General features: G+C 73.6%; 13 protein-coding genes. 10 read left to right on the top strand and 3 right to left on the bottom strand.

Annotation, left to right across the window (positions count from 1 at the left end; genetic code table 11):
• The first annotated feature begins 115 nt into the window (after positions 1 to 115).
• Genes WMF12_RS25730 through WMF12_RS25720 form a run of 3 tightly spaced genes read left to right on the top strand, consistent with a single transcriptional unit; the run spans position 116 to position 3404 of the window.
• Entirely contained in the window at positions 116 to 1093 is a 978-nt protein-coding gene (locus WMF12_RS25730) for a fumarylacetoacetate hydrolase family protein (protein ID WP_437849818.1), read from the top strand.
• Positions 1090 to 2244, top strand: a complete 1155-nt coding sequence (locus WMF12_RS25725; RefSeq protein ID WP_437849816.1) for a 4-hydroxyphenylpyruvate dioxygenase family protein — start codon at positions 1090 to 1092, stop codon at positions 2242 to 2244. Before WMF12_RS25730 ends, WMF12_RS25725 begins: the two co-directional genes overlap by 4 nt.
• The gene (locus tag WMF12_RS25720; RefSeq protein ID WP_437740362.1) at positions 2244 to 3404 is read left to right on the top strand and encodes a homogentisate 1,2-dioxygenase; all 1161 of its coding nucleotides are present in this window, start codon (positions 2244 to 2246) and stop codon (positions 3402 to 3404) included. Before WMF12_RS25725 ends, WMF12_RS25720 begins: the two co-directional genes overlap by 1 nt.
• An 88-nt stretch (positions 3405 to 3492) precedes the next feature.
• On the opposite strand, the gene WMF12_RS25715 is transcribed toward WMF12_RS25720, so the two are convergent.
• Both WMF12_RS25715 and WMF12_RS25710 read right to left on the bottom strand, forming a co-directional pair.
• Complete coding sequence (locus WMF12_RS25715) at positions 3493 to 5085, bottom strand: serine/threonine-protein kinase (RefSeq protein WP_437849814.1); 1593 nt, start codon at positions 5083 to 5085, stop codon at positions 3493 to 3495.
• Positions 5069 to 5686, bottom strand: a complete 618-nt coding sequence (locus WMF12_RS25710; RefSeq protein ID WP_437849812.1) for an ECF-type sigma factor — start codon at positions 5684 to 5686, stop codon at positions 5069 to 5071. The genes WMF12_RS25715 and WMF12_RS25710 overlap by 17 nt, the downstream gene beginning before the upstream one ends.
• 570 nt (positions 5687 to 6256) lie before the next feature.
• On the opposite strand from WMF12_RS25710, the gene WMF12_RS25705 reads away from it, so the two are divergent.
• Entirely contained in the window at positions 6257 to 8104 is a 1848-nt protein-coding gene (locus tag WMF12_RS25705; RefSeq protein ID WP_437849810.1) for a sialidase family protein, read from the top strand.
• 66 nt (positions 8105 to 8170) lie between these two features.
• Here WMF12_RS25705 and WMF12_RS25700 read toward each other — a convergent pair whose 3' ends face one another.
• Positions 8171 to 8701 carry a MarR family winged helix-turn-helix transcriptional regulator gene (locus tag WMF12_RS25700; RefSeq protein WP_437849808.1) on the bottom strand — a complete coding sequence of 177 codons (531 nt, stop codon included), beginning with the start codon at positions 8699 to 8701 and terminating at the stop codon, positions 8171 to 8173.
• 101 nt (positions 8702 to 8802) lie between these two features.
• Between WMF12_RS25700 and WMF12_RS25695 the strand changes: the two genes are divergently transcribed.
• From WMF12_RS25695 to WMF12_RS25670, 6 genes are all read left to right on the top strand, one after another.
• Complete coding sequence (locus tag WMF12_RS25695; protein ID WP_437849806.1) at positions 8803 to 8994, top strand: hypothetical protein; 192 nt, start codon at positions 8803 to 8805, stop codon at positions 8992 to 8994.
• Positions 8995 to 9113: 119 nt separating this feature from the next.
• Positions 9114 to 15815: an SDR family NAD(P)-dependent oxidoreductase gene (locus WMF12_RS25690; RefSeq protein WP_437849804.1), complete on the top strand. Its 6702-nt coding sequence runs from the start codon at positions 9114 to 9116 to the stop codon at positions 15813 to 15815.
• Positions 15812 to 16546 (top strand): 4'-phosphopantetheinyl transferase family protein, encoded by a 735-nt coding sequence (locus tag WMF12_RS25685; protein ID WP_437849802.1) that lies wholly within the window; start codon positions 15812 to 15814, stop codon positions 16544 to 16546. The genes WMF12_RS25690 and WMF12_RS25685 overlap by 4 nt, the downstream gene beginning before the upstream one ends.
• A 30-nt stretch (positions 16547 to 16576) precedes the next feature.
• Positions 16577 to 18124: an SDR family oxidoreductase gene (locus WMF12_RS25680; RefSeq protein ID WP_437849800.1), complete on the top strand. Its 1548-nt coding sequence runs from the start codon at positions 16577 to 16579 to the stop codon at positions 18122 to 18124.
• 100 nt (positions 18125 to 18224) lie between these two features.
• Complete coding sequence (locus WMF12_RS25675) at positions 18225 to 19706, top strand: cytochrome P450 (protein ID WP_437849799.1); 1482 nt, start codon at positions 18225 to 18227, stop codon at positions 19704 to 19706.
• 263 nt (positions 19707 to 19969) lie between these two features.
• Entirely contained in the window at positions 19970 to 21625 is a 1656-nt protein-coding gene (locus WMF12_RS25670) for a LamG-like jellyroll fold domain-containing protein (RefSeq protein WP_437849797.1), read from the top strand.
• The last annotated feature ends 95 nt before the right edge of the window (positions 21626 to 21720 follow it).

Below are 21720 nucleotides of genomic sequence, written 5' to 3'. Positions count from 1 at the left end.
GTTACTCGGGGCACAGCGCGCAGACGAGGACGAGCCCTGGCAGGCGCGACGGGGTTCCTGCTCGTCCGGCGGAGACGAAGCCACTGCCGGGGCGCCACGGGGAGCTCGCACGCGCATGAAGCTCGCCTCTCTCCGCGGCCCCGGCCGCGATGGCACGCTCGTCGTCGTCCGTCGCGACGGCCTCGCCTACGCGCCCGCCGGCGCCGCCCTCCCCACGCTCCAGGCCGCGCTCGACGACTGGGAGCGCGCCGAGCCCGCGCTCCGCCGCATCGCCGACGATATCGAGCGGGGCGACGCGGCGGTGACCCCGCTCGCCGTGGAAGATCTCGCCGCGCCGCTGCCCCGCGCGTACGAGTGGGTCGACGGCTCCGCGTACATCCACCACATCGTGCTGGTGCGCAGGGCGCGCGGCGCCGAGCCCCCCGAGACGCTGACGACCGATCCGCTTGTGTACCAGGGCGGCTCCGGCGTCCTCCTCGGCCCGACCGACGACATCGTCCTGCACGACGAGGCCTGGGGCCTCGATTTCGAGGCCGAGGTCTGCGTCGTCCTCGGCGACACCCCGCAGGGCACGCGCCGCGAAGAGGCCCACCGGCACATCCGCCTCTTCCTGCTGGCCAACGACGTGACGCTGCGCAACCTCGTGCCCGCCGAGCTCGCGAAGGGGTTCGGGTTCTTCTGCTCCAAGCCCGCCACCGCGTTCTCGCCGTTCGCGATCACGCCCGACGAGCTCGGCGATTCGCTCCGCGACGGGCGCGTCCACCTGCGGCTCCGCTCGACCTACAACGGCGCGCTCATCGGCGATCCCGAGGCCGGCCCGGAGATGCACTTCTCGTTCTTCGATCTCATCGCGCACATCGCGAGGACGCGCGGCTTCACGGCGGGGACCCTCCTCGGCAGCGGCACCGTCTCCAACGAGGACCCGGCGCGCGGCGTGTCTTGCCTCGCCGAGCGGCGCATGCTCGAGATCCTCTCGGACGGAGCGGCCAGGACGCCGTTCATGAAGCCAGGAGACACGATCATGATCGAGATGCTGAATCGCGCGGGAGAGAGCCTGTTCGGGCGCATCGCGCAGCGGGTGGTATCCGGATGAGCGCCAAGGTGGAGTCGATCGGCATCAAGCGGGTGGAGGCGCTGCACTACTACGTGCGCGACCTGGAGCGGAGCCGCAGGTTCTACACGGAGAAGCTCGATTTCCAGGAGATCGCCGCGAGCTCGCCGGAGCTCACGGCGGCGGCGGCGCAGCAGTCGGTCGTCTTCCAGGCCGGCGAGTGCGTCGTCGTCTGCTCGCAGCCGATCGGCGAGGGCGGGCGGGCGTGGCGCTACCTGCGCAAGCACCCCGACGGGGTGGGCACGGTCATCTTCGAGGTGGAGGACATCGACCGCGCCTTCCGGCTGCTCGACGGCCGCGGGGGCACGCCGATCGACGAGATCCACCGGGCGACGGACGAGGGCGGCACCTTCGCCTCGTTCTCGATCACGACGCCGTTCGGCGACACCACCTTTCGCTTCGTGGAGCGGCGCGGATACCGGGCGCTGTTCCCCGGCTGCGTGGCCTACGACGCGCCGCGCGGCGGCGAGAACCGCTTCGGGATCGCCCGGTTCGATCACGTCACCTCGAACTTCCAGACGATGGCGCCCGCCCTGCTCTGGATGGAGCACGTGCTCGGGCTCGAGCCGTTCTGGCAGATCGCGTTCCACACGAACGACGTCGCGAAGGACGCCAATCACGGCTCGGGCCTGCGCTCGGCCGTGATGTGGGACCCGGCCTCGGGCGTGAAGTTCGCGAACAACGAGCCTTACCGGCCGCACTTCAAGAGCTCGCAGATCAACGTCTTCAACGAGGAGCACCGCGGCGACGGGGTGCAGCACGTGGCGCTCGCCGTGGAGGACATCCTCGCCGCGGTGCGCGCGATGCGCGGCCGGGGCGTGGAGTTCATGCCGACCCCGGCCGCCTATTACGACATGCTGCCCGAGCGCCTGCAGCGGCTCGGCATCGGGCAGATCGACGAGGACGCGGCGGCGCTGCGCGAGCTCGAGGTGCTCGTCGACGGCGACGGCGCGAGGTCGTACCTCCTCCAGATCTTCCTCAAGGAGTCGTCGGGTACGCACCGCGATCCCGACGCCGGGCCGTTCTTCTTCGAGCTCATCCAGCGCAAGGGGGATCGCGGCTTCGGCGCCGGCAATTTCCGGGCGCTGTTCGAGAGCATCGAGCGGCAGCAGAGAGCGGAAGGGAGCGGCTGATGCTCGATCGCGTCGTCGCCGGGATCGTCCCGCCCAAGCACCACATCGCCCTGCGGAGCGAGGCGGGGGATCTCCGCTACGAGGAGTGCCTGACGCGGGCGGGCTTCGACGGCCCCTACACGATCGCCTACCACGAGCGCCGGCCGCACGAGCACCGGGTCGCGGAGGCCGCGCACGGCTTCACGCTGCCGGTCGCCGCGCCGGCGCGCCCGCTGGCGAAGCGGCACTACCGGTCGCAGGATCTGCCGCGGCGGGGCGGGCCCGCCGTCGACTGCCGCGTGCCGCTGCTCTTCAACGACGACGTGGTGATCGGGCTCGTCCAGCCGGACGCGGCCGATCCTGTGTACTTCGCGAACGCGGACGCCGATGAGCTGTTCTTCATCTTCCACGGGGGCGGCGTCCTGCGCACGATGCTCGGCGATCTCCGCTTCGAGCAGGACGACTACGTCGTCATCCCGAAGGGGCTCTTTTACCGTTTCCTCCCGGACGCCGCGCCCCAGCGGTGGCTCTCGATCGAGGCCGCGGACATCCACCTCCCGCGCAAGTGGCGCAACGAGGTCGGCCAGCTGCGGATGGACGCGCCGTACTCGCACCGCGATTTCCGGCGGCCGACGTTCGTCGGCCCCCTCGACGAGGGCATCCGCGCGCTCGTCGTGAAGCGCGGCGGCGCCTTCCACGGCTTCGCCCTCGAGCGCTCGCCGCTCGACGTCGTCGGCTGGGACGGGGCGGTGTACCCGTTCGCGTTCCCGATCCAGCGCTTCCAGGCGCGCGTCGGGCTCGTGCACCTGCCTCCGGACTGGCACGGGACGTTCGCCGCGCGCGGCGCCCTCGTCTGCAGCTTCGTGCCGCGCCCGACCGACTTCCACCCGGAGGCGATCCCCTGCCCGTACCCCCACGCGTCGGTCGATTGCGACGAGTTTCTGTTCTATTGCCGCGGCAACTTCACCTCGCGCCGCGGCGTCGGCCCCGGCAGCATCTCGCACCATCCGGCCGGCGTCCCGCACGGGCCGCACCCAGGCGCGTACGAGGCGAGCCTCGGGGCCCGCGAGACGAGCGAGCTCGCGGTCATGCTCGACACGATCCGCCCGCTCTCGGCCACCGCGGCCGCGCTCGCGGTGGAGGACCCGGGCTACCAGGACAGCTTCATCGCGGGCCCCTAGCGGGGTCGGGCGCTCGGCCGACGATCGTCTCGTTGGATTCCAGCACGCGCCGGGCGTCGTGAATCGATCAGCGACAGGCGACAGCGCGCTACTCGAGGTGCCACACCACGATGGCGATCGTCAGCGAGCCCAGCACGCCCGTGACGTAGATCGCGGCGGCGTGCTCCGGGAAGACCGCGGCGGCCGTCGCGCACGCCGCGCAGAGCGCGGCGGCTAGCCAGCTCGCCCTCGGCAGGCTCGGCGCGGCGGTCGCGTGGACGGCCGCGAAGAGGAGCAGGTTCGTCGCGAGCGCGCGCTCCACGGGCTCGTCCGTGATCACGGCGAGCGCCCGGTGAAGGAGCATCGCGACGAGCAGCACCTTCACCACGTGGCCGATCCGCCGGTTCACCGCGCTCTTCGAGAGAGGGCGGCGGAAGACCCGGAGCAGCGTGAGCCCCACGAGCGCCGTGACGCAGCCCATGGCGAAGAGGTCCACGGGGCGGACCACCGGGACGACGCGGCCGATACCCACCGTCGCCATCACGACGCCGAGGGCGCCGATCAGGAGGCCGAAGCGGATGCGCTCGCGCCTGGAGACCGTGAGATCGAACTCGGAGCTCCTCGCCAGCTCGTCGGCGAGGACGCTCAGGAGATCGTCGAGCCTCGGCCACCGCTCCTCGGGCCGCGCGCGGAGTCCGCGCGCGAGCGCGCCCCGGACCCGCGCGGGCACCTTCGAGCCGGCCGGCGCCGGCCTCAGGAGATCGCGCCGCGCCCCGTCGAGCCGCGCTAGGACGTCCTCGCCCTCGAACGGCGGCTCCCCGTAGAGCGCCTCGTAGAGCGTGGCGCAGAAGCTCCACTGATCGCTCCTCGCCGTCGCCGGCTTTCGCTCGGCCTGCTCGGGGGCCATGTACGCCGGCGTCCCCATGAACGCGCTCCCGGCCGTGAGCGGCGCGCGGAGCGCGTCCTCCCCGGCGATCTCGGCTTCGGGGCCTTCGCTGGAGAGGGGCCGGTCCTCCTCGACGTGGAGGCGCGCGAGCCCGAAATCGGCGATGCGCGCCCGGCCGTCCTTGCCGATCAGGATGTTGTCCGGCTTGACGTCGCGGTGGACGAGCCCCTCCTGGTGCGCCGCCGCGAGGCCGCGGCCCGCCTGGATCCCCGCGGCGAGCGCGGCCTCCCACGCGCGGGGCTGCTCGCCGCGCAGGTCGCGGAGCGTCCGGCCGTCGACGAACTCCATCGCCACGAACACGCCCCGCTCGTGCTCGCCGATCTCGTAGATGGGGACGACGTTCGGGTGTGAGAGCCTGGCCATCACCTGCGCCTCGCGCACGAGGCGGGCCCGGTCGTCGGGCTCGAACCTCCCCGGCGCGATGAGCTTGAGGGCGACGCGGCGGTCGAGCTCCGCGTCGTAGGCCGCATAGACGACGCCCATCCCGCCCTGGCCGGCCTTGGCGAGCACCGTGAACCGCCCGATGCGCGCGCCGGGGCTCAGCGATTCGTCGCGGCCGGGGAGGGCGACGGCGGCGCCCTTCAAGAACCCGTCCGGCTGGGCGCCGTCGCTCCGGAGCAGGCTCCACACCTCCCGGAGGAGCTCCGGGCGGCCCGCGCACCGCGCCTCCAGGAACGCCCGGCGGTGCTCGTGGCGCTCATCGAGCGCCGCCTCGAAGAGCGCCTCTACCTCGCGCGGATCAAGGGGCGGGCTCATCTCCGCCGTGGAGCGCCCGGTAGAGCCACGCCTTGGCGAAGCGCCAGTCGCGCTCGACCGTGCGCGTCGTCACGCCCGAGAGCTCGGCGATCTCGTCCTCGGTCAGGCCCGCGAAGTAGCGCAGCATCACGATCTCGGCCTTGCGCGGGTGCTCCTGGCTCATCTTGCGCAGGGCCTCGTCGAGGGCGAGGAGGTCCTCGACGGGGAGATCGAGCGAGAGGGGCAGCTCGTGGAGGTCCTCCTCGGGGGCGCGCACCTGATCGCCGCCCCGCTTCCGGGCGGCCTTGTGGCGCGCGTAATCGACGAGGAGATCGCGCATGGCCTGGGAGGCGGCGCCGAAGAAATGGGCGCGGCTCTGGAAGCGGGCCTCGCCGTCCCGGAAGAGCTTCTCGTACGCCTCGTGGACGAGCGCGGTGGGGCCGAGGGTCTGCCCGGCGCGGAGGTGGCGGACGCGGGCCAGGGCGATCGTCTTGAGCTCGGCATAGACGGCGCGGAGGAGGGCGTCTGTGGCGTCCCTCTGGCCCTCCTGGGCGGCGTGCAGGAGGCCCGTGATGGCCTCGCCGGCGCTCGGTCCGGGGGCGCGTCGGTCGCTCGCGTTCATGGGGGTGCGCCTCGATCAGGCCGGAGCGTACACCAAACGGCCGGGCTGACGAGCCCGACCGCGCCGACGCCGCGACAGCCCGGGGCGGGACGCCGGCGCGCAGCGCGCCGCCCCGCCGGTCGACCGGCCGGCAGCCATCGAGGGACCATGCCCGCCGCCGAGCCCCGCCCCAGCGTTCAAGCCGGGCGACGCCGCGGCGGTCGCATCGACGTCGCGGTCACCTTGACGCTGGAGGTGCTCGGCGGCGCAGCGTCGATGATTCCGTACGACGAGATCTTCAGTCTGTTCATCCCTGCGCGGCGACGCTCCAGAGAGCGTCCGAGCTTCAGCGAGTGTCCGAATCGAAGGTGGAGATCGTGTGTTCTGTGAGTTGCGCGACTCCGCCGTACGGAGTAGTAAGCAGGGCTTTCCGCGAACTTGCGATCGCTCGGCCGGGCGCGGAGCCGTCGCCGAGCGCAGATTGCCGCGGAACGCTCTATTCGGCGCCAGATCCGCGTTGCCGCTTCGACGCGGGCGATGAGCGCGATCGCGAGCGTGTGCTCGACGGAGCGCCCAGCCCAAGGAGGTAGTATGCGTTCCTCACGGTCGAACATTGTTCGTAGTGCACTTCTCCTCGCCGCCTTGCCAGCGCTCCCGGCGTGCTCGCAAGGGCCCGAGTTCGACGGAGCGCCGCTCGCGAACGGCCACGAGCTAGCGCTCGGCGGCGTGACGAAGAACGGCGTCACGCTGTCTGTTCGCTCCGCGAAACTCGTCGCGCCCGAGAGGCTCACCGGCCGCGAGTGGGCGAGGATCACCGAGGAAACGTCCTCGTACCTCTGGCCGGGATACACGCCGTCGATCCGGACGCGCGGAGAGAACGTTCAGGTCAACGATCCAGCGCTCGACAAGATTCATGAGTTCTCCACCGACCCGCCGACCCGCCCCTTCGTCAACGTGACCCAGAGCGAGACGTCGATCGCAGCAGATGGTCGCAATATCGTTGTCGCCTACAACACGTCCTCGGGTGTGAAGCCTGTTCTGCGCGATGGCGCGATCGTATTCGAGACCGTGTTCTTCTCGGGCTTCTCGACCTCGAATGACAGCGGCAGGACCTGGGAGAGCGGCTTCATCCCTCCGCTGCCCGGGAGCAGGTTCACGCTCGGCGATCCCGTCGTGCGTAGGGACCGCCGTGGGGTCTTCCATTTCGCCGGGCTCACCGCGGACGCGGAGGGCCGGCTGGGCGTGCAGGCCAACAGGTCGACCAACGGCGGCCGCACGTGGAGCGACGCGGTGTTCGTGGCGCAGGACAACGGCGCCGACAAGAGCTGGCTGGCCGTGGGCCCCGACCCGGTGCGCCGGCGCCGAGACAACGTCTACGTGACCTGGACCAGCTTGCAGCCCCCGCCCCCGGAGACGCCTGTCCGGACCGAGCTCCGCTTCGCGCGCTCGACCGACGGCGGCGCGACCTGGACATCGAAGGTCGTCTTCGCTCCCGAAGTCGAGACGGAGCCCACGCCGCTGCTGCCGGCGATCCAGTTCACGAACCCCATCGTGGATCCCGACGACGGCTCGCTCTACATCCCGTTCCTTCACTTCAGCGGTTTGAACGCCGATTTCATCAGGATGCTGGTGTCCCGTGACGCCGGCGAGACGTTCGAGTTCGTGGAGTTCAACGTTGCGGGCGCCCCGGACCCGACCCTCCTGCCCGTGGTGCAGCCCGGCGAGCTCATTGACTGCGGCGATAGCGATGTAGGCGGTTTCCGCCTGGCCATCACCGACGGACCGCGCCGCACGGGGCGGTTCGGTGTTCCCACGTACGTGCACGCCTCTCGCATCATCGTTCAGCCGGTGCTCGCGGCGCGTCGCGGGGTCCTCTACCTGGCCTGGTCGGCCTCGACCAGCGAGATCCGCGGCGAGGCGGACTCGGGCTCGAACATCTTCCTCATGCGCTCGGACGATCTCGGGCAGACGTGGACGCCGCCGATCCCCGTCACCTCCACGACCGGGGAGAACCTCCATCACGTGCTCCCGGCCGTGACCATCGGCGAGGAACCGAGCGACGTACACATCGTTTATTACACGCAGAACCGCGACAGGTCCGTCGACGTGGAGATGGCGAGCTCGTTCGAGCGAGGGGAATCCTTCGGCGAGGGCGACAGGCAGCACGTCACGGACACCTCCTTTCGCCTCTCGCCGACGAACATCCCGCTGGACGTGCCTGTCGGTGCCAGCTACCCGACGACGAACTTCGATCGGGTCGTCGCGCCCTGTTACAACCTCGGCGAGTACCTCGACGTCACGTCGGAGCGGAGGAAGCTCTATTCGGCCTGGGGAGACCTGCGCAACCTCATCACGGAGCCTGTGCACCCCGCGAACCCGATCTCGGGTCAGACGCACTCGCAGGCCGATGTCTTCTTCCAGGCCTTCAAGGTGCGCTGAGCGCGCGTCGTACGGCGCGCGGCGCTCCGCCGGCGCCTCGCCGTGCTCATCGCGCCTCTGGCGATCTCACTTCGCCTTACGCTTGCCCGGCCGCGCCGCCCGCGCCTTCTGCCCCGTGCGCTCCGGTGCCGGCGGCTTCTCGGGCCGCGTGGCCAGGGCCACGACGCGGCCTAGCTCCTCGCGGAGCGCGTCGGCCCTGCTCTCGCCGAGCTGCTCGCGGACGTGCTTCTGCGTCCGCTCCCACAGCGGGAACGCCGCCTCGATCGCGCGCTCTCCCTGGCGCGTCAGGGAGATGACGCGGACGCGCGCGTCGTCGGGCGCCCGCGCCACGCGGAGCAGGCCCGCCTTCTCGAGCGGCACGAGGTTCCTCGTGAGCGTCGTGCGATCCATGACGAGCCCGTCCGCGAGCACGCTGAGCTGCACGCCCTCGTCGCCGCACGTCGCGACCGCGGCGAGCATCGTGAGCTGCGTCGCCTGGAGCCGCGCAGCGCGCAGGCTGTCGTCGTAGAGCCGCGTCAGCGCGCGCGACGCGCGGCGGACGCGCACGAGCGCGCACTGGCTCGCGATGATCTGGGCGGCGCGAGCAAAATCGGTCACCAGTGTATCTACACCATTTCGACCGGGTCCGTCAAATCGCGGCCAGGATCTCGGCTTGACATCCGTTCAGGTGTAGCTACACCTATCTCGTCCTCGACGACATGGATCCGCCTCGTCCGCACGACGCCTGCTCGGCGTCGGCGGTCCTGGCGGCCCCGGCGCGCGCTGGCCGATCCCTCGATCGATCGGTCATCGGTCGCCAGGGGCATGTCGGCGCCGAGGCGAGCACCGCGGCATCACCCGCGCGGCCGTGGGCCATGGGCCCGCGGCTCGCTCCGAGCATTTACGTGTAGGTACACTTATTCGAACGGCCCGAGCGGCGCAGCGGTGAGGAGCGCACGAAACATCGGCTGGCACGCGGTGCCAGGCGTGCGTCGACGCCGCGCGCGGGCGGGCTGCGTGGAGAGGATCTATGGGCGAGTTCTTCGTCGTTCCGTACTGCGTGAAGTTCGAGGACAGCATGGCGTATGGCAGCCATCACTACCTCACGAACTTCCGCTTCCAGTGCATCGCGCGCGAGACGCTCTACTTCGCCGAGGCCGCGGACGGCACGCTCCCGCACGAGGAGGATCGCGCCGCGATCCGGCTGCTCACCACCGAGGGGTACAGCCGGAACCTCGCGCCGGTGCGCGTGGGCGAGCGCGTCGCGATCTTCATGAGCCTCGGCGCCGTGACGCGCTCGAGCGCGTACGGCTACTTCCGCACGGTCCGCTTCGACGGCGAACCCGTCGCGTGCGGCTACCAGCGCATCGTCGCCGTCTCCGCGGCGAGCGACGAGCTCGCGCCGCTGCCCAGGTCGGTGACGGCGCACGTCGGGGCCCTCGACGAGCGCGCGCCGCACCAGCGCTTCGTCGAGCTCTGCCTGCGCGGCGGCTCCGCGCTGCGCGAGCTCTTCCCCGAGCGCCTGCTCCGGCACGCCGCCGAGGTCGCGCGGGGGCCGCTCCACGAGGCGCGCCCGCACAGGGCGCGGTGGGATGCGGAGGCCGCGGCGGGCGGGGAAGCCGCGCAGGGGCGCTCCGGGGAGGCCGCGCGGGAGGGCGGCGGCGTCGCCGGCAAGATCGCGCTGCTCCTGCCGGGCCAGGGCTCGTTCGACCTCCGGCTCCTGCGAGCGCTCCATGCGCGCTTTGACGCCGCGCGCGAGGCCGTCGCCGCGGCTGAGCCCGCGGCGCGCGAGCTGCTCGGCGCCTCGCTCGCGGCGCTCGTGACCGCCGGCGAGGCGGAGGCGCGGGCCGCCCTCGAGGCGTGCGTCGATCTCGATCAGCTCGGGATCCTCGTCCAGGACCACGTCGCCGTCGCGCTGCTCCGGTCCGCCGGGCTCGAGCCGGACGTCGTGGCGGGGCACAGCCTCGGGGAGATCGCCGCGCTGGCCGCAGGCGGCGCGTTTCCCCTCGCGACGGCCGCCGAGGTCGTGTGCCGCCGGGTGCTCGCCCTCCGCGGCGCGCCGCCCGGCCGCATGCTCGCCGCCCACACCGGCGCGGAGCGCCTGCGCGACGAGGTGCATGCGCTCGGCCGGGACGACGTGTTCGTCGCGGTGGTGAACGCGGCCGATCAGGCGGTCGCCTCGGGCACGGCGGACGGCATCGCGGCGCTGGAGCGGCGGCTCACCGGCGCCGGCGTTCGCGCGACGGTGCTCGCGAGCCGCTACGCCTTCCACTCGCCGCTGCTCGCGCCGGCGGTCGGTCCGTTCGCGAGCGCCCTCGCGCGCGCCGGCGCGGCGCGGCCCGCGCTGGCCACGTACTCGCCGATCGATCGCGTCCACTACGGGGACGGCCCGCTCGCGCCCGCGCGCCTGCTCCCGATGCACCTCGTGACGCCGCTCGACTTCGAGGCGGCCGTGCGCGACCTCCACGCGGCGGGGGTCCGCACCTTCGTCGAGTGCGGCGGCGGCGGCGCCCTGACAGCGCTCGCGCGGCGGAGCGCGCCGCCCGGGCCCGATCTGCGCGTGATCTCGGCGTTCCGCGCCGGAGAAGACGTCGTGGCCGAGCACCGGCGCGTGATCGACGCGCTGCGCGCCGCGGGGCGCGCGCTCACGGCGGTCGCGCCGCGCCCGGAGGAGGAGCCGGACGGCCGCCGCCCGCGCGAGGCCGCGAGCCCCGTCGCCGCCGCGAGCTCCGCGAGCCCGCGCGACGACGCCGCCTCCGCTGCGGGTGCGACGCCGATCGCGATCGTGGGCATGGGCGCGGTGCTGCCGGGGGCCGGCGGCGTCGGCGCCTACCTCGCGCAGCTGCTCGCGGGCACGTGCGGGATCGCCGACACCGGCGAGCGACACCCGGAGCTCGCGACCGACTTCCTGAACCGCGGCCGCGCCGCCGACAAGACGTACAGCCTGCTGGTCGGCACGGTCGACGCCCTCGGCCCGTACGCCGAGCAGACCGGCTACGACGCGCGCACGCTCGAGCGGCTGCCCAAGACGGCCCGCATGCTGGCGTGCGCGCTCGCCGAGGCCCGATCGCACGCGGCCGCGCTCCGCGGCGGCGCGCCCCTGCGGATCGTATGCCTCCTCGGGTCCACGGCCGACGGCTCGATCGAGCACGACGAGGCCACGCTGCTGCTCGGCGTCGAGCGCGCGCTCGACGGCGCCGCCGCGGACGAGGCGGCCCGCGCCGCCGTGGCGGGCGCGCTGGCGGCCGAGCTCGGGCTCGACGCCGGTCGGCGCGCGGCGTGCCGCGGCCACCTCGAGCCGCTCGCGCGCGTCGTGCGCGACGTGGTGGGGGAGGGCGCGCGCACCGTCATCGTCGACGCGGCCTGCGCGTCGTCGATGCACGCGGTGCATCTGGGCGCCGCGATGCTTCGCCGCGGCCTCGCCGACGTCGTGATCGCCGGCGGCGCCTACCAGCCCGGCCCGACGAACGCGTGCCAGTTCTCGCAGTTCGGCGGGCTCTCCGCGACCGGCAGCCGCCCCTTCGATGCGTCCGCCGACGGCGTCGTGTTCGGCGAGGGCGCCGCGGTCGTCGTGCTCGAGCGGCTCGACGACGCCCGATCGCGGGGCGATCGCGTCGACGCCGTGCTCCTGGGCAGCGGCCTGTCGAGCGACGGCCCGAGCCCGTCGGTGACGGTGCCGCAGCGCCGCGGGCAGGCCCTGGCGATGCGGCGCGCCCACGCGCGGGCCGGCGTCGAGGCGCGGAGCGTCCAGTACGTCGAGGCGCACGCCACGGCGACGCCCGTCGGCGACGCCACCGAGTTCCAGGCGCTCGCCGAGGTGTTCGCGAGCGACGCCGGCGCCCCGCGCATCGCCCTGGGCAGCGTCAAGTCGCTGCTCGGCCACACGGGCTGGACCGCGGGCGTCGCGTCGCTCATCAAGGTCGTGCTCGCGATCCGGGAGCGCACGCTCTTCCCGCAGCACGGGTTCCAGGCGCCGAGCGCGCGCATCGATCTGGCGCGCTCGCCGTTCGCCATCCCGACGGCGGCCGCCCCCTGGATCGCCGAGGGCGGAGCCCCGCTGCGCGCCGCGCTCGACAGCTTCGGCTTCGGCGGCACCAACGCGCACCTCGTCGTCGAGGAGCACCGCCCCGAGCGCCACCCCACGCGCGCGCGCCCGCGCGGAGGAAGCCGCGCGCTGTGCGTCGTCGGGCTCGGGTCCGTGTTCCCAGCTACAGGCGGCGCGACCGCGGGCGCCCCGTCGGACGTCCTCGCGTTCGACGAGGGCGCGCTCCGGCTGCCGGCCCGCGCGCCGGTCCTCCCGGACGCCCTCGAGGCGATGGACCCGACGCAGCTGCTCGCGGCGATGGCCGCGGAGGAGGCGCTCGCGGCGCTGCCCGCGCGCGAGCTCTGCGAGCGCATCGGCGTCGTCGTCGGCCACGAGGGCAAGACGCGCCGCGGCGCGCGCGCCAACGAGCGCATCTTCGCCGACCGCGTGGCGCGGGCGCTCCGGGCGCGCGGCGTCAGCCCCGCGCTGGCCTCCGCGACGGCCGACGCGCTCCGCGCGGGATCGCCCGCGACGGGGCCGTACACGCAGCCGGGCAACATGCCCAACGTCATCTCCGGGCGCGTCGCCAACGTCTTCGGCCTGCGCGGGCCGAACTTCGTCGTCGACACCTCGGCGACCTCGCTGCTCGACGCGCTCGCGGCCGCCGATCTCGTGCTCGACGAGGACTGCGACGTCGTGCTCGCGGGGGCCGTCAACGCCTTCAGCGACGACGTCGCGCGGGGCGCGTCCGCTACCTGTGACCCGCGGCCGGTCGGCGAGGCGGCGCTGCTCGTCGCGCTGTGCACCGAGGACACCGCCGCGCGCCACGCCTGGCCGGTGCTCGCTCGGCTGCACCTCGTCGCCGGCGCGGCGGAGGGCGCCGCCGGCGCGGCGGGGCGGGGCCCCTCGGCCCGCGAGCTCGCGGTCGGCGGATCGAGCGCGCGGCTGCGCGGGGCCGAGGGCGCCGTCGAGCTCCACGCGGCGATCCGCGGCGCGCGCGCGCACGGCGCCGCGCTGGTGCGCTGGCCGTCCGATCCCCGCGCCGTCCAGGTCACGCCTCCCGAGGCCGCGACGGTCGCGCCGGCGCGAGCGGCCTCGGGCTTCGCGACGGGCACGCCGATCCACGGCTTCGTCCCCGAGATCGCCCCCGCGCCGGCGACGGGGCCGTCGGCGCGCGTCCCGTCCCGCGTCCTCTACGTCTGCACCGACGCGGCGCTCGCCGCGGAGGTGCGGCGCGCCGCCCGCTCCGACGAGGAGCGCGCGCGCGTCCTCGCGCTCGCCGTCGAGGAGGCGTCCGGCACCGCGGAGCCCGGGATCCCGCGCGACCTCGCGGCGCCTGGGGCCGAGGCGTCCGAAGGTGCGCCCTCGCTCGACGCCCGCGACGAGGCGCGGCTCGGCGCGTCGTTCGCGGCCCTGGCCCCCGATGACGTCGATGCGGTCGTCGTGCTCACCCGCGCCACGGACGCGCTCGCGTTCGTCGACGGCGCGCCGGGCTCGTACAGGCCGGCGCTGCGCGCGCTGTTCGGCGCTGCGCGCCGCTATTACGGCGCCATCGCGCGCGGCGAGGTGGCCTTCGCCGCCGTCGTCGCCTCCGCCGTGGACCTCCACGGGCGGCTCGCGCCGGTGAGCGGCGCGGTCGGCGGCTTCGTGAAGTCCCTGGCGCGCGAGCTCCCGGGCGGCGACGTGCGCGTCGTCCACACCGACGCGCGCGACGTCGCGGCCGCGCTCGGCGCGCTCTCCGCGGAGTGGCGGCGCGCCCGGCCCGCCGTGCCCGAGGAGGTGGTCGATCTCGGCGGCGCGCGGCACGCCGTGCAGCTCGCCCGCGCCTCCGCGAGGCCGCGCGCGCGCGCCGTGCCGCAGCTCGGCGCCGATTCGGTCGTGCTCGTCACGGGCGGCGCGCGCGGCATCACGGCGGAGCTCGTCGAGGGCCTGCTCGATCGCTTCGGCTGCCGCGCCGTGCTCCTCGGCCGCTCGCGGCTGGAGGACGCTCCGGCCCGCGCGCTCGCGATGACCGACGCGGCGTTCGACGCGTACGAGCGGGACTTCTATGCCGAGGCCCTGCGCGAGAGCCCGGGCCTGCGGATGGGCGTCCTGCGCGACCGCTACGCGCGCCTCCGCGCGGCGCGCGAGGCGCACCGGGTCCTCGCCCAGCTGCGCGCCGGGGGCGCCGGTGGTCGCGTCGTCGACTACCACGCCGTCGACGTGACGCGCGGCGAGGACGTCGACCGCGCCGTCGCGGCGGTCGCGGCGGCGTACGGCCGGGTCGATCTGGTCGTGCACGGCGCCGGCATCCAGGTGTCGAGCCGGCTCACGTCGAAGCCGCTCGATCTGTTCGAGCGGATCGTCGACACGAAGCTCGCCGGCCTCGCCCACCTCCGCCGCGCCCTCGCGCGCCACCTGCCCGACGCGCGCCCGCACGTCCACCTCGTCACGTCGGCGTTCAGCGTGCTCGGCAACGACGGGCAGCCGGACTACGGCGCGGCGAACGAGGCGATGAACCGCGCGGCGGCGTACTTCGCCGCCGAGGCGGGCGCGGGCCCGTGGTCGAGCATCGCGTGGCTCGGCTGGAACGGCGTCGGTATGACCGCCGGGTCCGAGTACAGCGCGCTCGGCGCGGCGCGCGGGCTCCGGGGCGTCGAGCCGGAGGAGGGGAGGCAGATCTTCCTCGACGTCGTCGCCGAGCCGCCCGCCGGCGCGGCCCAGGTCCTGCTCAGCGACGGCGAGATCGAGCGCTTCGCCCCCCGCATCGTCGCGGCGGATGCGTCGGATGCGTCGGATGCGGTGGTCGCGGCGGACGGCGCGTCCGCGAGCGCGTGGACGCTCGATACACGCGTCGATCCGTGGCTCTCCGACCACCGGGCGCGCTCGAGCGCCGTCGCTGCCGGGGCGTTCCTCGTCGACCTGGCCGTCCGGCACGCGCTCGCGACCTCGGGCGGCGGCGCGCTCGTCCGCGAGGTCCGCGACGTGCGCTTCCTCGAGTTCCTGCGCCTCGCCGACGACGCGCCGCGCGACGTGCGCGCGGTGACGATCCGCCGCGAGCGCCTCGCCGGCGGCCGCGTCGCGTGCGCCGTCGAGGTGCGCGGCGACTTCGTCCACCGGTCGGGCGTGACCCTCCGCGCCGGCGTGGTCTTCGCGACCTGCGTGGTCGAGCTCGGCCCGATCCACGTCGGGCGCGATGGCCTGGCTCCGCGGCACGTCGGCCGGGTCGACGGGCCCCTGGTCCGCGACCCCTACGCGAACCCTGGCTCGCCGGTCCGGCACGCGGGCTGGTTCGATCACCTCGGCACCTTCGTGCTCGGGGCCGCGCTCAAGGAGGCCCGGTTCCGCCTCACGACCGACGGCGCCCTCGCAGGGCAGCGCGGGGCCGCCACGCCGTTCCTCCTGCTCGACGCGCTCCTGTCGCTGGGCACCCTGCGCCGCGACGAGGCGGGCGCGTTCCCGGTGTGCGCCGCGGGCGGCGTCGACCGGATCCGCTTCGGGACGGCGGCCAACGACCTCGCGCTCCGCGACGCGGGCGTCCCCGTCCGGCTCGTCGCCACGGTCCCGGCCGCGGCGGGCGACCGCGTCCTCGGCGCGTGGGCGCAGGCGCTCGACCCCTCGGGCGGCGTGCTTCTGGAGGTCGAGGGGCTCGAGGGGCGCGTCATGGGGCGCGTGGCCGCGGACGCCCGCCCGGCGGCGCAGGCGACGCTGACGCTGGGGGCGCCGTGACGCCGCCGCTCGCGATCGCGGTCGCGCGGGCGGACGCCGAGGCCGCGGCGCTCCTCGAGCCCTACCTGACGGCCGGCGAGCGCCGCGCGTGCGCCGCGCAGCGCGTCGCGGCCCGGCGGGCGCAGTCCGCGTGCGCGCGCGTCGCGGCGAAGTGGCTGCGCCTCGAGCTCGCCGCCGGCCGCGGCGCGCCGCTGGTCGCGCTGGACGCGGCCTCGCTCGAGGCGCACCCGCGCGCCGACTACCTCGCCTGCGCGGTGACGGGGCCGTGCGGCCGTCGCCCGCGCTTCGAGGACGGCGCGTTCGCGCTGTCGCTCTCGCACGCGGGCGAGCTCGCGGCGGCCGCGGTCACCACGGCGCGCGCGGTCGGCGTCGACGTCGAGCGGGTCGAGGCGCGCGCGGCGAGCTTCGCCGACGAGCACTTCACCCCGCGCGAGCGCGAGGGCCTCGCGCTGGGCGCCGCGGCGGGCGCCCCGCGCGCCGCCCTCGAGACGTTGCTCTGGAGCGCCAAGGAGGCGCTCTACAAGACGGGGGCGCTCGCGCTGCCGGCGCGGTTCTCGTTCCAGGACATCGACGTCGCATTCCCGCCGGGGGGCGCGCGCCTCGCGCAGCCCTCGGTCCGCTCCTTCGCGCTGGGCGCGCGGGGCGGGCAGTTCTTCGGCCGGGCCGTGCTGACCGGTGCGTTCGCGCTCGTCGCGGCCGTCCCGGTCCCGCCGGTCGCCGCTCTCGGATGAATGGCACTTACCAAATACGAGGTTTCGACGATGCAATCTCATGATCTCCTCGACCATGTTCGCTCCGTCTTCGTGCGCATGACGCGCTACCCCGACGCGGTCGTCGTCGCCGACGCCGATCTGGAGCAGGACCTCGGCATCGACTCCGTGAAGCGCGGCGAGATCCTCGCGACGCTGCGCGCGGATTTCGGTCTCCCGAACGCCCTCAAGGCGGCGCCCGACGAGCTGCGCACGGTGGCCCGCGTCAGTGAGTTCCTGTCGCGAACGATCGCGGCCAGCGCGGAGGCCGGAGAGCACGCCCATGGTCACGTGGAGACCGGAAACCACGCCAATGGTCATGTCGAGGCCAGAGCGCACGCCAATGGCCATATTGAGGCCGGAGGGCACGCCAATGGCCATGTGGAAGCCGGAGGGCATGCCAATGGCCATATTGAGGCCGGAGGGCATGCCAATGGCCATATTGAGGCCGGAGGGCACGCCAATGGCCACGTGGAGGCCGGAAGGCACGCCAATGGCCACGCGGGCGAGGCGCTCCACGTCGTGGTCCAGGCGCTCGCGGACGCGACCCGCCACCCGGTCGATCTGCTCGTCCCCGACGCGCGGCTCGAGGAGGACCTCGGGGTCGACCGGCGCCGGCGCGACGAGCTCCGCGCGCTCCTCTGGCAGCGCGGCGCCCAGCCGGGCGCGCTCGAGGTGGCGCTCGACGAGGCCCGCACGGTCGGCGATCTCGCGCGCCTCGTCGAATCCGCGCCGCCCGCGCAGGTCACCGCGGCGCGCGCCCCGGCGGCCTCCGCGGCGCAGCGGGCGCTCCCTGCCCCCGGGGTGGCGCTCGCGGGCAAGACGGTCCTCGTGACCGGATCGAGCCGCGGGCTGGGCCGCGCCATCGCCGCGAAGCTCGGGCGCGCCGGCGCGCGGGTCGTCGTCAACAGCTTCCATTCGCGGGACGACGGCGAGGCGGTCGCCGACGAGATCCGCGGGGCCGGCGGCGACGCGGTGCACGTCTGGGGCTCGGTCGCCAACCCCGCGCACATCGACAGGCTCTTCGACGCGATCGCGCGCGACGTCGGCGAGCTGGACCACTTCGTCAGCAACGCGTCGAACGGCCGCTTCGGCCCCCTCGAGCAGACGACCCCGGAGCACTGGGAGCTGGCCTTCCGCACGAACGTCATCGGCTACCACCTGTGCGCCATGCGCGCGGCGCGCCTGATGGAGCGCCACGGTGGCGGTCGGATCGTCGCGCTCTCGTCGAACGGCTCGTCGAGGTACCTCGAGCACTTCGGCGCCATGGGCGCCGTGAAGGCGGCGGTGGAGTCGCTCACGCGCGCGCTCGCCGTCGAGCTCGCCCCGCGCAACGTGCAGGTCAACTGCGTCTCCGCCGGGCCGATCTACGGCCATGTGACGAGCAACTACCCGGATCACGAGCGGATCCTCCCGTACTGGGAGTCGCGCACGCCGGGCGGCCGGCTCTGCACCGAGGACGACGTCGCCGAGGCCGTCCTGCTGCTGCTCTCGGACGGGGCGCGGAGGATCAACGGCGCGACGCTCACCGTCGACGGCGGAGGCTCGCTGTGCATCTGACCGCGGCGATGACGGTGACCGGCGCCGGGGTGCGCTCGGCGCCGGTCCGCGCGGAACAGCTCACGTCAGCTTCCTTGGAGCTCGCGAAGAAGGAGGAATCATGAGTGCCACGCTCGATCGGCAGCCCCCGGGCCCTGGCCCGCTCGCCAGCCTGCGGTACCTGGCGAATTTCAGGACCGGTAACATGCGTCATTACGAGGACCTCTTCGCGCGCTATGGCGACGTCGTGCGCCTGCGGGCGCCCGGGGCCGAGGACTTCGTCATGGCGTTTCACCCGAACGACATCGCGCACGTCCTTCGCACGAACGCCCGGAACTACCCCAAGGGGAAGCGCTACCACGAGCTCGCGCCCGTGCTGGGCTGGGGCCTCGTGAACAGCGAGGGCGAGCTCTGGCGGCGCCAGCGCAGGCACGTGCAGCCCCAGTTCAACCACGCCAACACGCTCAAGTTCGTCCCCCTCATCGTCGACCACATGGACGCCGTGCTGCGGCGCTGGGACGCCCAGCCGGGCGAGTTCGAGCGGGACATCAACGACGACATGATGGACGTGACGTTCGGCATCGCGGGCGAGGCGTTCTTCGGCGCCGCGCTGGAGGCCCACACGGACACCGTCCGCGAGGCGTTCAAATATGCGCTCTCGATCGCGCTCAAGCGGATGTACTCGCTGGTCAACCCGCCCCTGTCCTGGCCGCTGCCCAGCCACCTGCGCTTCCGCCGGGCCATGGACCGCGTGCACACCGTGATCGACGGCATCATCGACGGCTACCAGCGCGGCGCGGGCGGCGAGGACAACGTGCTCGTCCGCCTCATGAACTCCGTCGACCCCGAGACCGGCGCCAAGATGGACCGCGCGCAGCTGCGGGACGAGATCAAGACCATCCTGATGGTCGGGCACGAGACATCGAGCGTCACCGCCTCGTGGGCGCTGTACCAGATCGCGCAGCACCCCGAGGTGTGCGCCCGCCTCACCGACGAGATCGATCGCGTCCTCGGCGGCCGGTCTCCGACGGCCAGGGACATCGAGTCGATGCCTTACCTCACCATGGTCTTCAACGAGTGCCTCCGGCTCCTGCCCTCCGTGCCGTTCATCCTCCGCAGCCCGCTGGAGGACGACGTCCTCGGCGGTTACCAGGTCGCCGCGGGATCGACGGTGGCCATCGTCCCGTGGGTCACGCACCGGCACCCGGAGTTCTGGAGCGATCCGCTGGAGTTCAAGCCCGAGCGCTTCGCGAACCACCGGCGGAGCGCGGACGACAAGCTCGCCTTCATCCCCTTCGGCGCCGGCCAGCGGATCTGCCTGGGCGAGTTCATGGGGCAGCTGGAGGGCAAGATCATGGTCGCGATGGCGCTGCAGCGTTATCGGCTCCGGCTGGTCCCCGGCTTCGACCCGCGTTGCCGTGGCTTCATCTCGCTGCAGCCGGTGAACGGGATGCGCATGATCCTGAAACGGCGGGAGCCGTCGAGCGCCGTACGCGCGGCGCCGGCAGGGCGGGAGGAGCCCGCGGCGGCGGAGCCTGCGGTGACGGAGCCCGCGGCGGCCGCCATGCGAGCTCACGGCTGCCCGTACAGCGCCCGGGCCTGAGGGCCTGGGCTCGGCGCACCTGGCCGGCGGCGCGACCGCCCGGCCTCTCCTCTCGGGTGGAGCCCCCGCCATCATTATTTTCTCGGTCCATGTCAGGCCCCGGGGAGCCGCGGCGAAGTAACAGGCAGGCAGGCGGACGGCTCGGGACGAACCCCTGAGCGCTGCCTTCTTTCACGGCACTGGCGCCGCCGGCGCGCCGCGCGCTCCGACGAGGAGCGCGCGCGCTCCAGGCGAGAAAGGCATCCCTTCCCATGCGGACCCCCATGCTCACGGTATCTCGATCGATCGTCCTCACCCTGGCGGCGAGCCTCGCGGGCTGCGTCGCGGCCGGTCCTGCCGATGAGCCTGAAGACGAGACGATAGCCGCGGCCTCTGGCCCGCTCGTCGCGGACCGGGCCAGCTTGCCGACGCCGGCGGCCTACTGGAGCTTCGACACCTGCGCGGCCGGCGCGATCACGCGCGTTCGCGAGGACTCGGGCCGGGGGGCGTTCGGCGTGATGTCCGGCCGCCGCCTTTGCAGCCCCGGATGGTCCCTGTCGGCCGGTGATTTCGACGGGGCAGGGGATCGTGTGGAGATCAGCAGCGAGGGGAGGAGCTACCTCCACTTCCAGGACCGGATCACGGCGGCGGCCTGGGTCAACCCGCGGAGCGTGACGGGCAGCCGCACCATCGTCAACCAGTGGTACGCCGCGGACTCGTTCCTGCTCGGCATCGACAACGGCAAGTACTTCTTCTCCGTGGCCTTCCCCGACGGAGGCGCCGGCCGGCGCGCGATCGTCCATGCCCCGGCCGTCGCCAACGCGTGGGCGCACGTCGCCGGCGTGTACGACGGCGCGGCGCTCAAGCTCTACGTCAACGGCGTGCTCCGCGCGTCGACGCCCGCGTCGGGCGCGCTTCAGCAATCGACGCGGCCGATCGTCATCGGCGGACACCCCAGCTGGAATGCCTACAATGGCCTGATCGACGAGGTCCGCCTCTACCAGCAGGCCCTGAGCGACGCGCAGGTGGCGCAGCTCGCGGGGGGCGAGGTCTACCCGGTGAGGGCGTATTACGTCTATCCGAGCGACCAGCCGTATCACCAGGAGTACGTCGACGCCATCAACACGTACCTCGACGAGCTGCGCGGCTGGTACCGCGAGGAGTCGGGCGGCTCGTTCCACCTGGTGGGCTTCGTCCAGCCGGTGCGCTCGTCCCAGAGCTACCTGACCATGCGCTGCGGCCCGACGCCGACGAGCGCCTGCCAGAGCAACCCGCAGGAGCTCCCGAACTGGCTCAACGCGGTGTCACAGGCCGTCGGCGGCTTCCCGGCGCGGCAGTCCACGCTGGTCTTCGCGCAGGGCGGCGGCGGCTGGGCGGGCGCCAACCTCCAGGGCGATTACAGCGGATTCGCCCTCGTGGGCGACTGGGTGCTGGAGCCCCTCTCCGGCGTGCGGGAGCCGCTCGCGCTCCACTGCGGATACGCCACGTGGCAGTGCAGCGGCGGCGTGCCGAAGGGGACCGTCGCCCACGAGCTCGGGCACTCGTTCGGCCTGCACCACCCGGACGGTTACTCGGGCACGACGATCATGGCGTGGCACGGCGACTATCCGACGACCGACTTCCTCGATCACGAGCAGATGATCCTCCAGGAGAGCCCGATGCTCTCGTCCGGCGTGTTCGTGCGCGGCGGGCTCTGGCTCGACTTCAACAACGCCGACGTCATGCACTGGAACACGACGGTGAGCCTGACCGGCTCGGGCTTCGGGCCCGGCGCGCAGGTCGAGTTCGTGGACGCCACGCACACCGCCCTCGCCAGCCCGACCAGCATCGGCGCGACGAGCCTCACGGTGCAGGTCCCGAGCGGCGTCGGCCCCGGGTACATCCGCGTGCGCCACGGGAGCGGCGCGAGCAACAAGGTGCCGGTGAACGTCCATCCATGAGGGGGCGGTTCTCGAGGTGACGCCGCGGCGCTGACGAGCGGCGTCATCGCTGGCCACCTCGAGCGACGGCGCCCGCCAACCCTGGCAGGCGCCGT

The sequence above is a fragment of the Sorangium sp. So ce363 genome (assembly GCF_051520435.1).
Classification (GTDB): Bacteria; Myxococcota_A; Polyangia; order Polyangiales; family Polyangiaceae; genus Sorangium; species Sorangium cellulosum_B.
This window is presented reverse-complemented; position numbering and strand designations above follow the sequence as displayed.

Bases quoted from the DNA above. Each gene is read 5' to 3' on its own strand.
- WMF12_RS25730 (WP_437849818.1), top strand. From the start codon at position 116: ATGAAGCTCGCCTCTCTCCGCGGCCCCGGCCGCGATGGCACGCTCGTC.
- WMF12_RS25725 (WP_437849816.1), top strand. From the start codon at position 1,090: ATGAGCGCCAAGGTGGAGTCGATCGGCATCAAGCGGGTGGAGGCGCTG.
- WMF12_RS25720 (WP_437740362.1), top strand. From the start codon at position 2,244: ATGCTCGATCGCGTCGTCGCCGGGATCGTCCCGCCCAAGCACCACATC.
- WMF12_RS25715 (WP_437849814.1), bottom strand. From the start codon at position 5,085: ATGAGCCCGCCCCTTGATCCGCGCGAGGTAGAGGCGCTCTTCGAGGCG.
- WMF12_RS25710 (WP_437849812.1), bottom strand. From the start codon at position 5,686: ATGAACGCGAGCGACCGACGCGCCCCCGGACCGAGCGCCGGCGAGGCC.
- WMF12_RS25705 (WP_437849810.1), top strand. From the start codon at position 6,257: ATGCGTTCCTCACGGTCGAACATTGTTCGTAGTGCACTTCTCCTCGCC.
- WMF12_RS25695 (WP_437849806.1), top strand. From the start codon at position 8,803: ATGGATCCGCCTCGTCCGCACGACGCCTGCTCGGCGTCGGCGGTCCTG.
- WMF12_RS25690 (WP_437849804.1), top strand. From the start codon at position 9,114: ATGGGCGAGTTCTTCGTCGTTCCGTACTGCGTGAAGTTCGAGGACAGC.
- WMF12_RS25680 (WP_437849800.1), top strand. From the start codon at position 16,577: ATGCAATCTCATGATCTCCTCGACCATGTTCGCTCCGTCTTCGTGCGC.
- WMF12_RS25675 (WP_437849799.1), top strand. From the start codon at position 18,225: ATGAGTGCCACGCTCGATCGGCAGCCCCCGGGCCCTGGCCCGCTCGCC.
- WMF12_RS25670 (WP_437849797.1), top strand. From the start codon at position 19,970: ATGCTCACGGTATCTCGATCGATCGTCCTCACCCTGGCGGCGAGCCTC.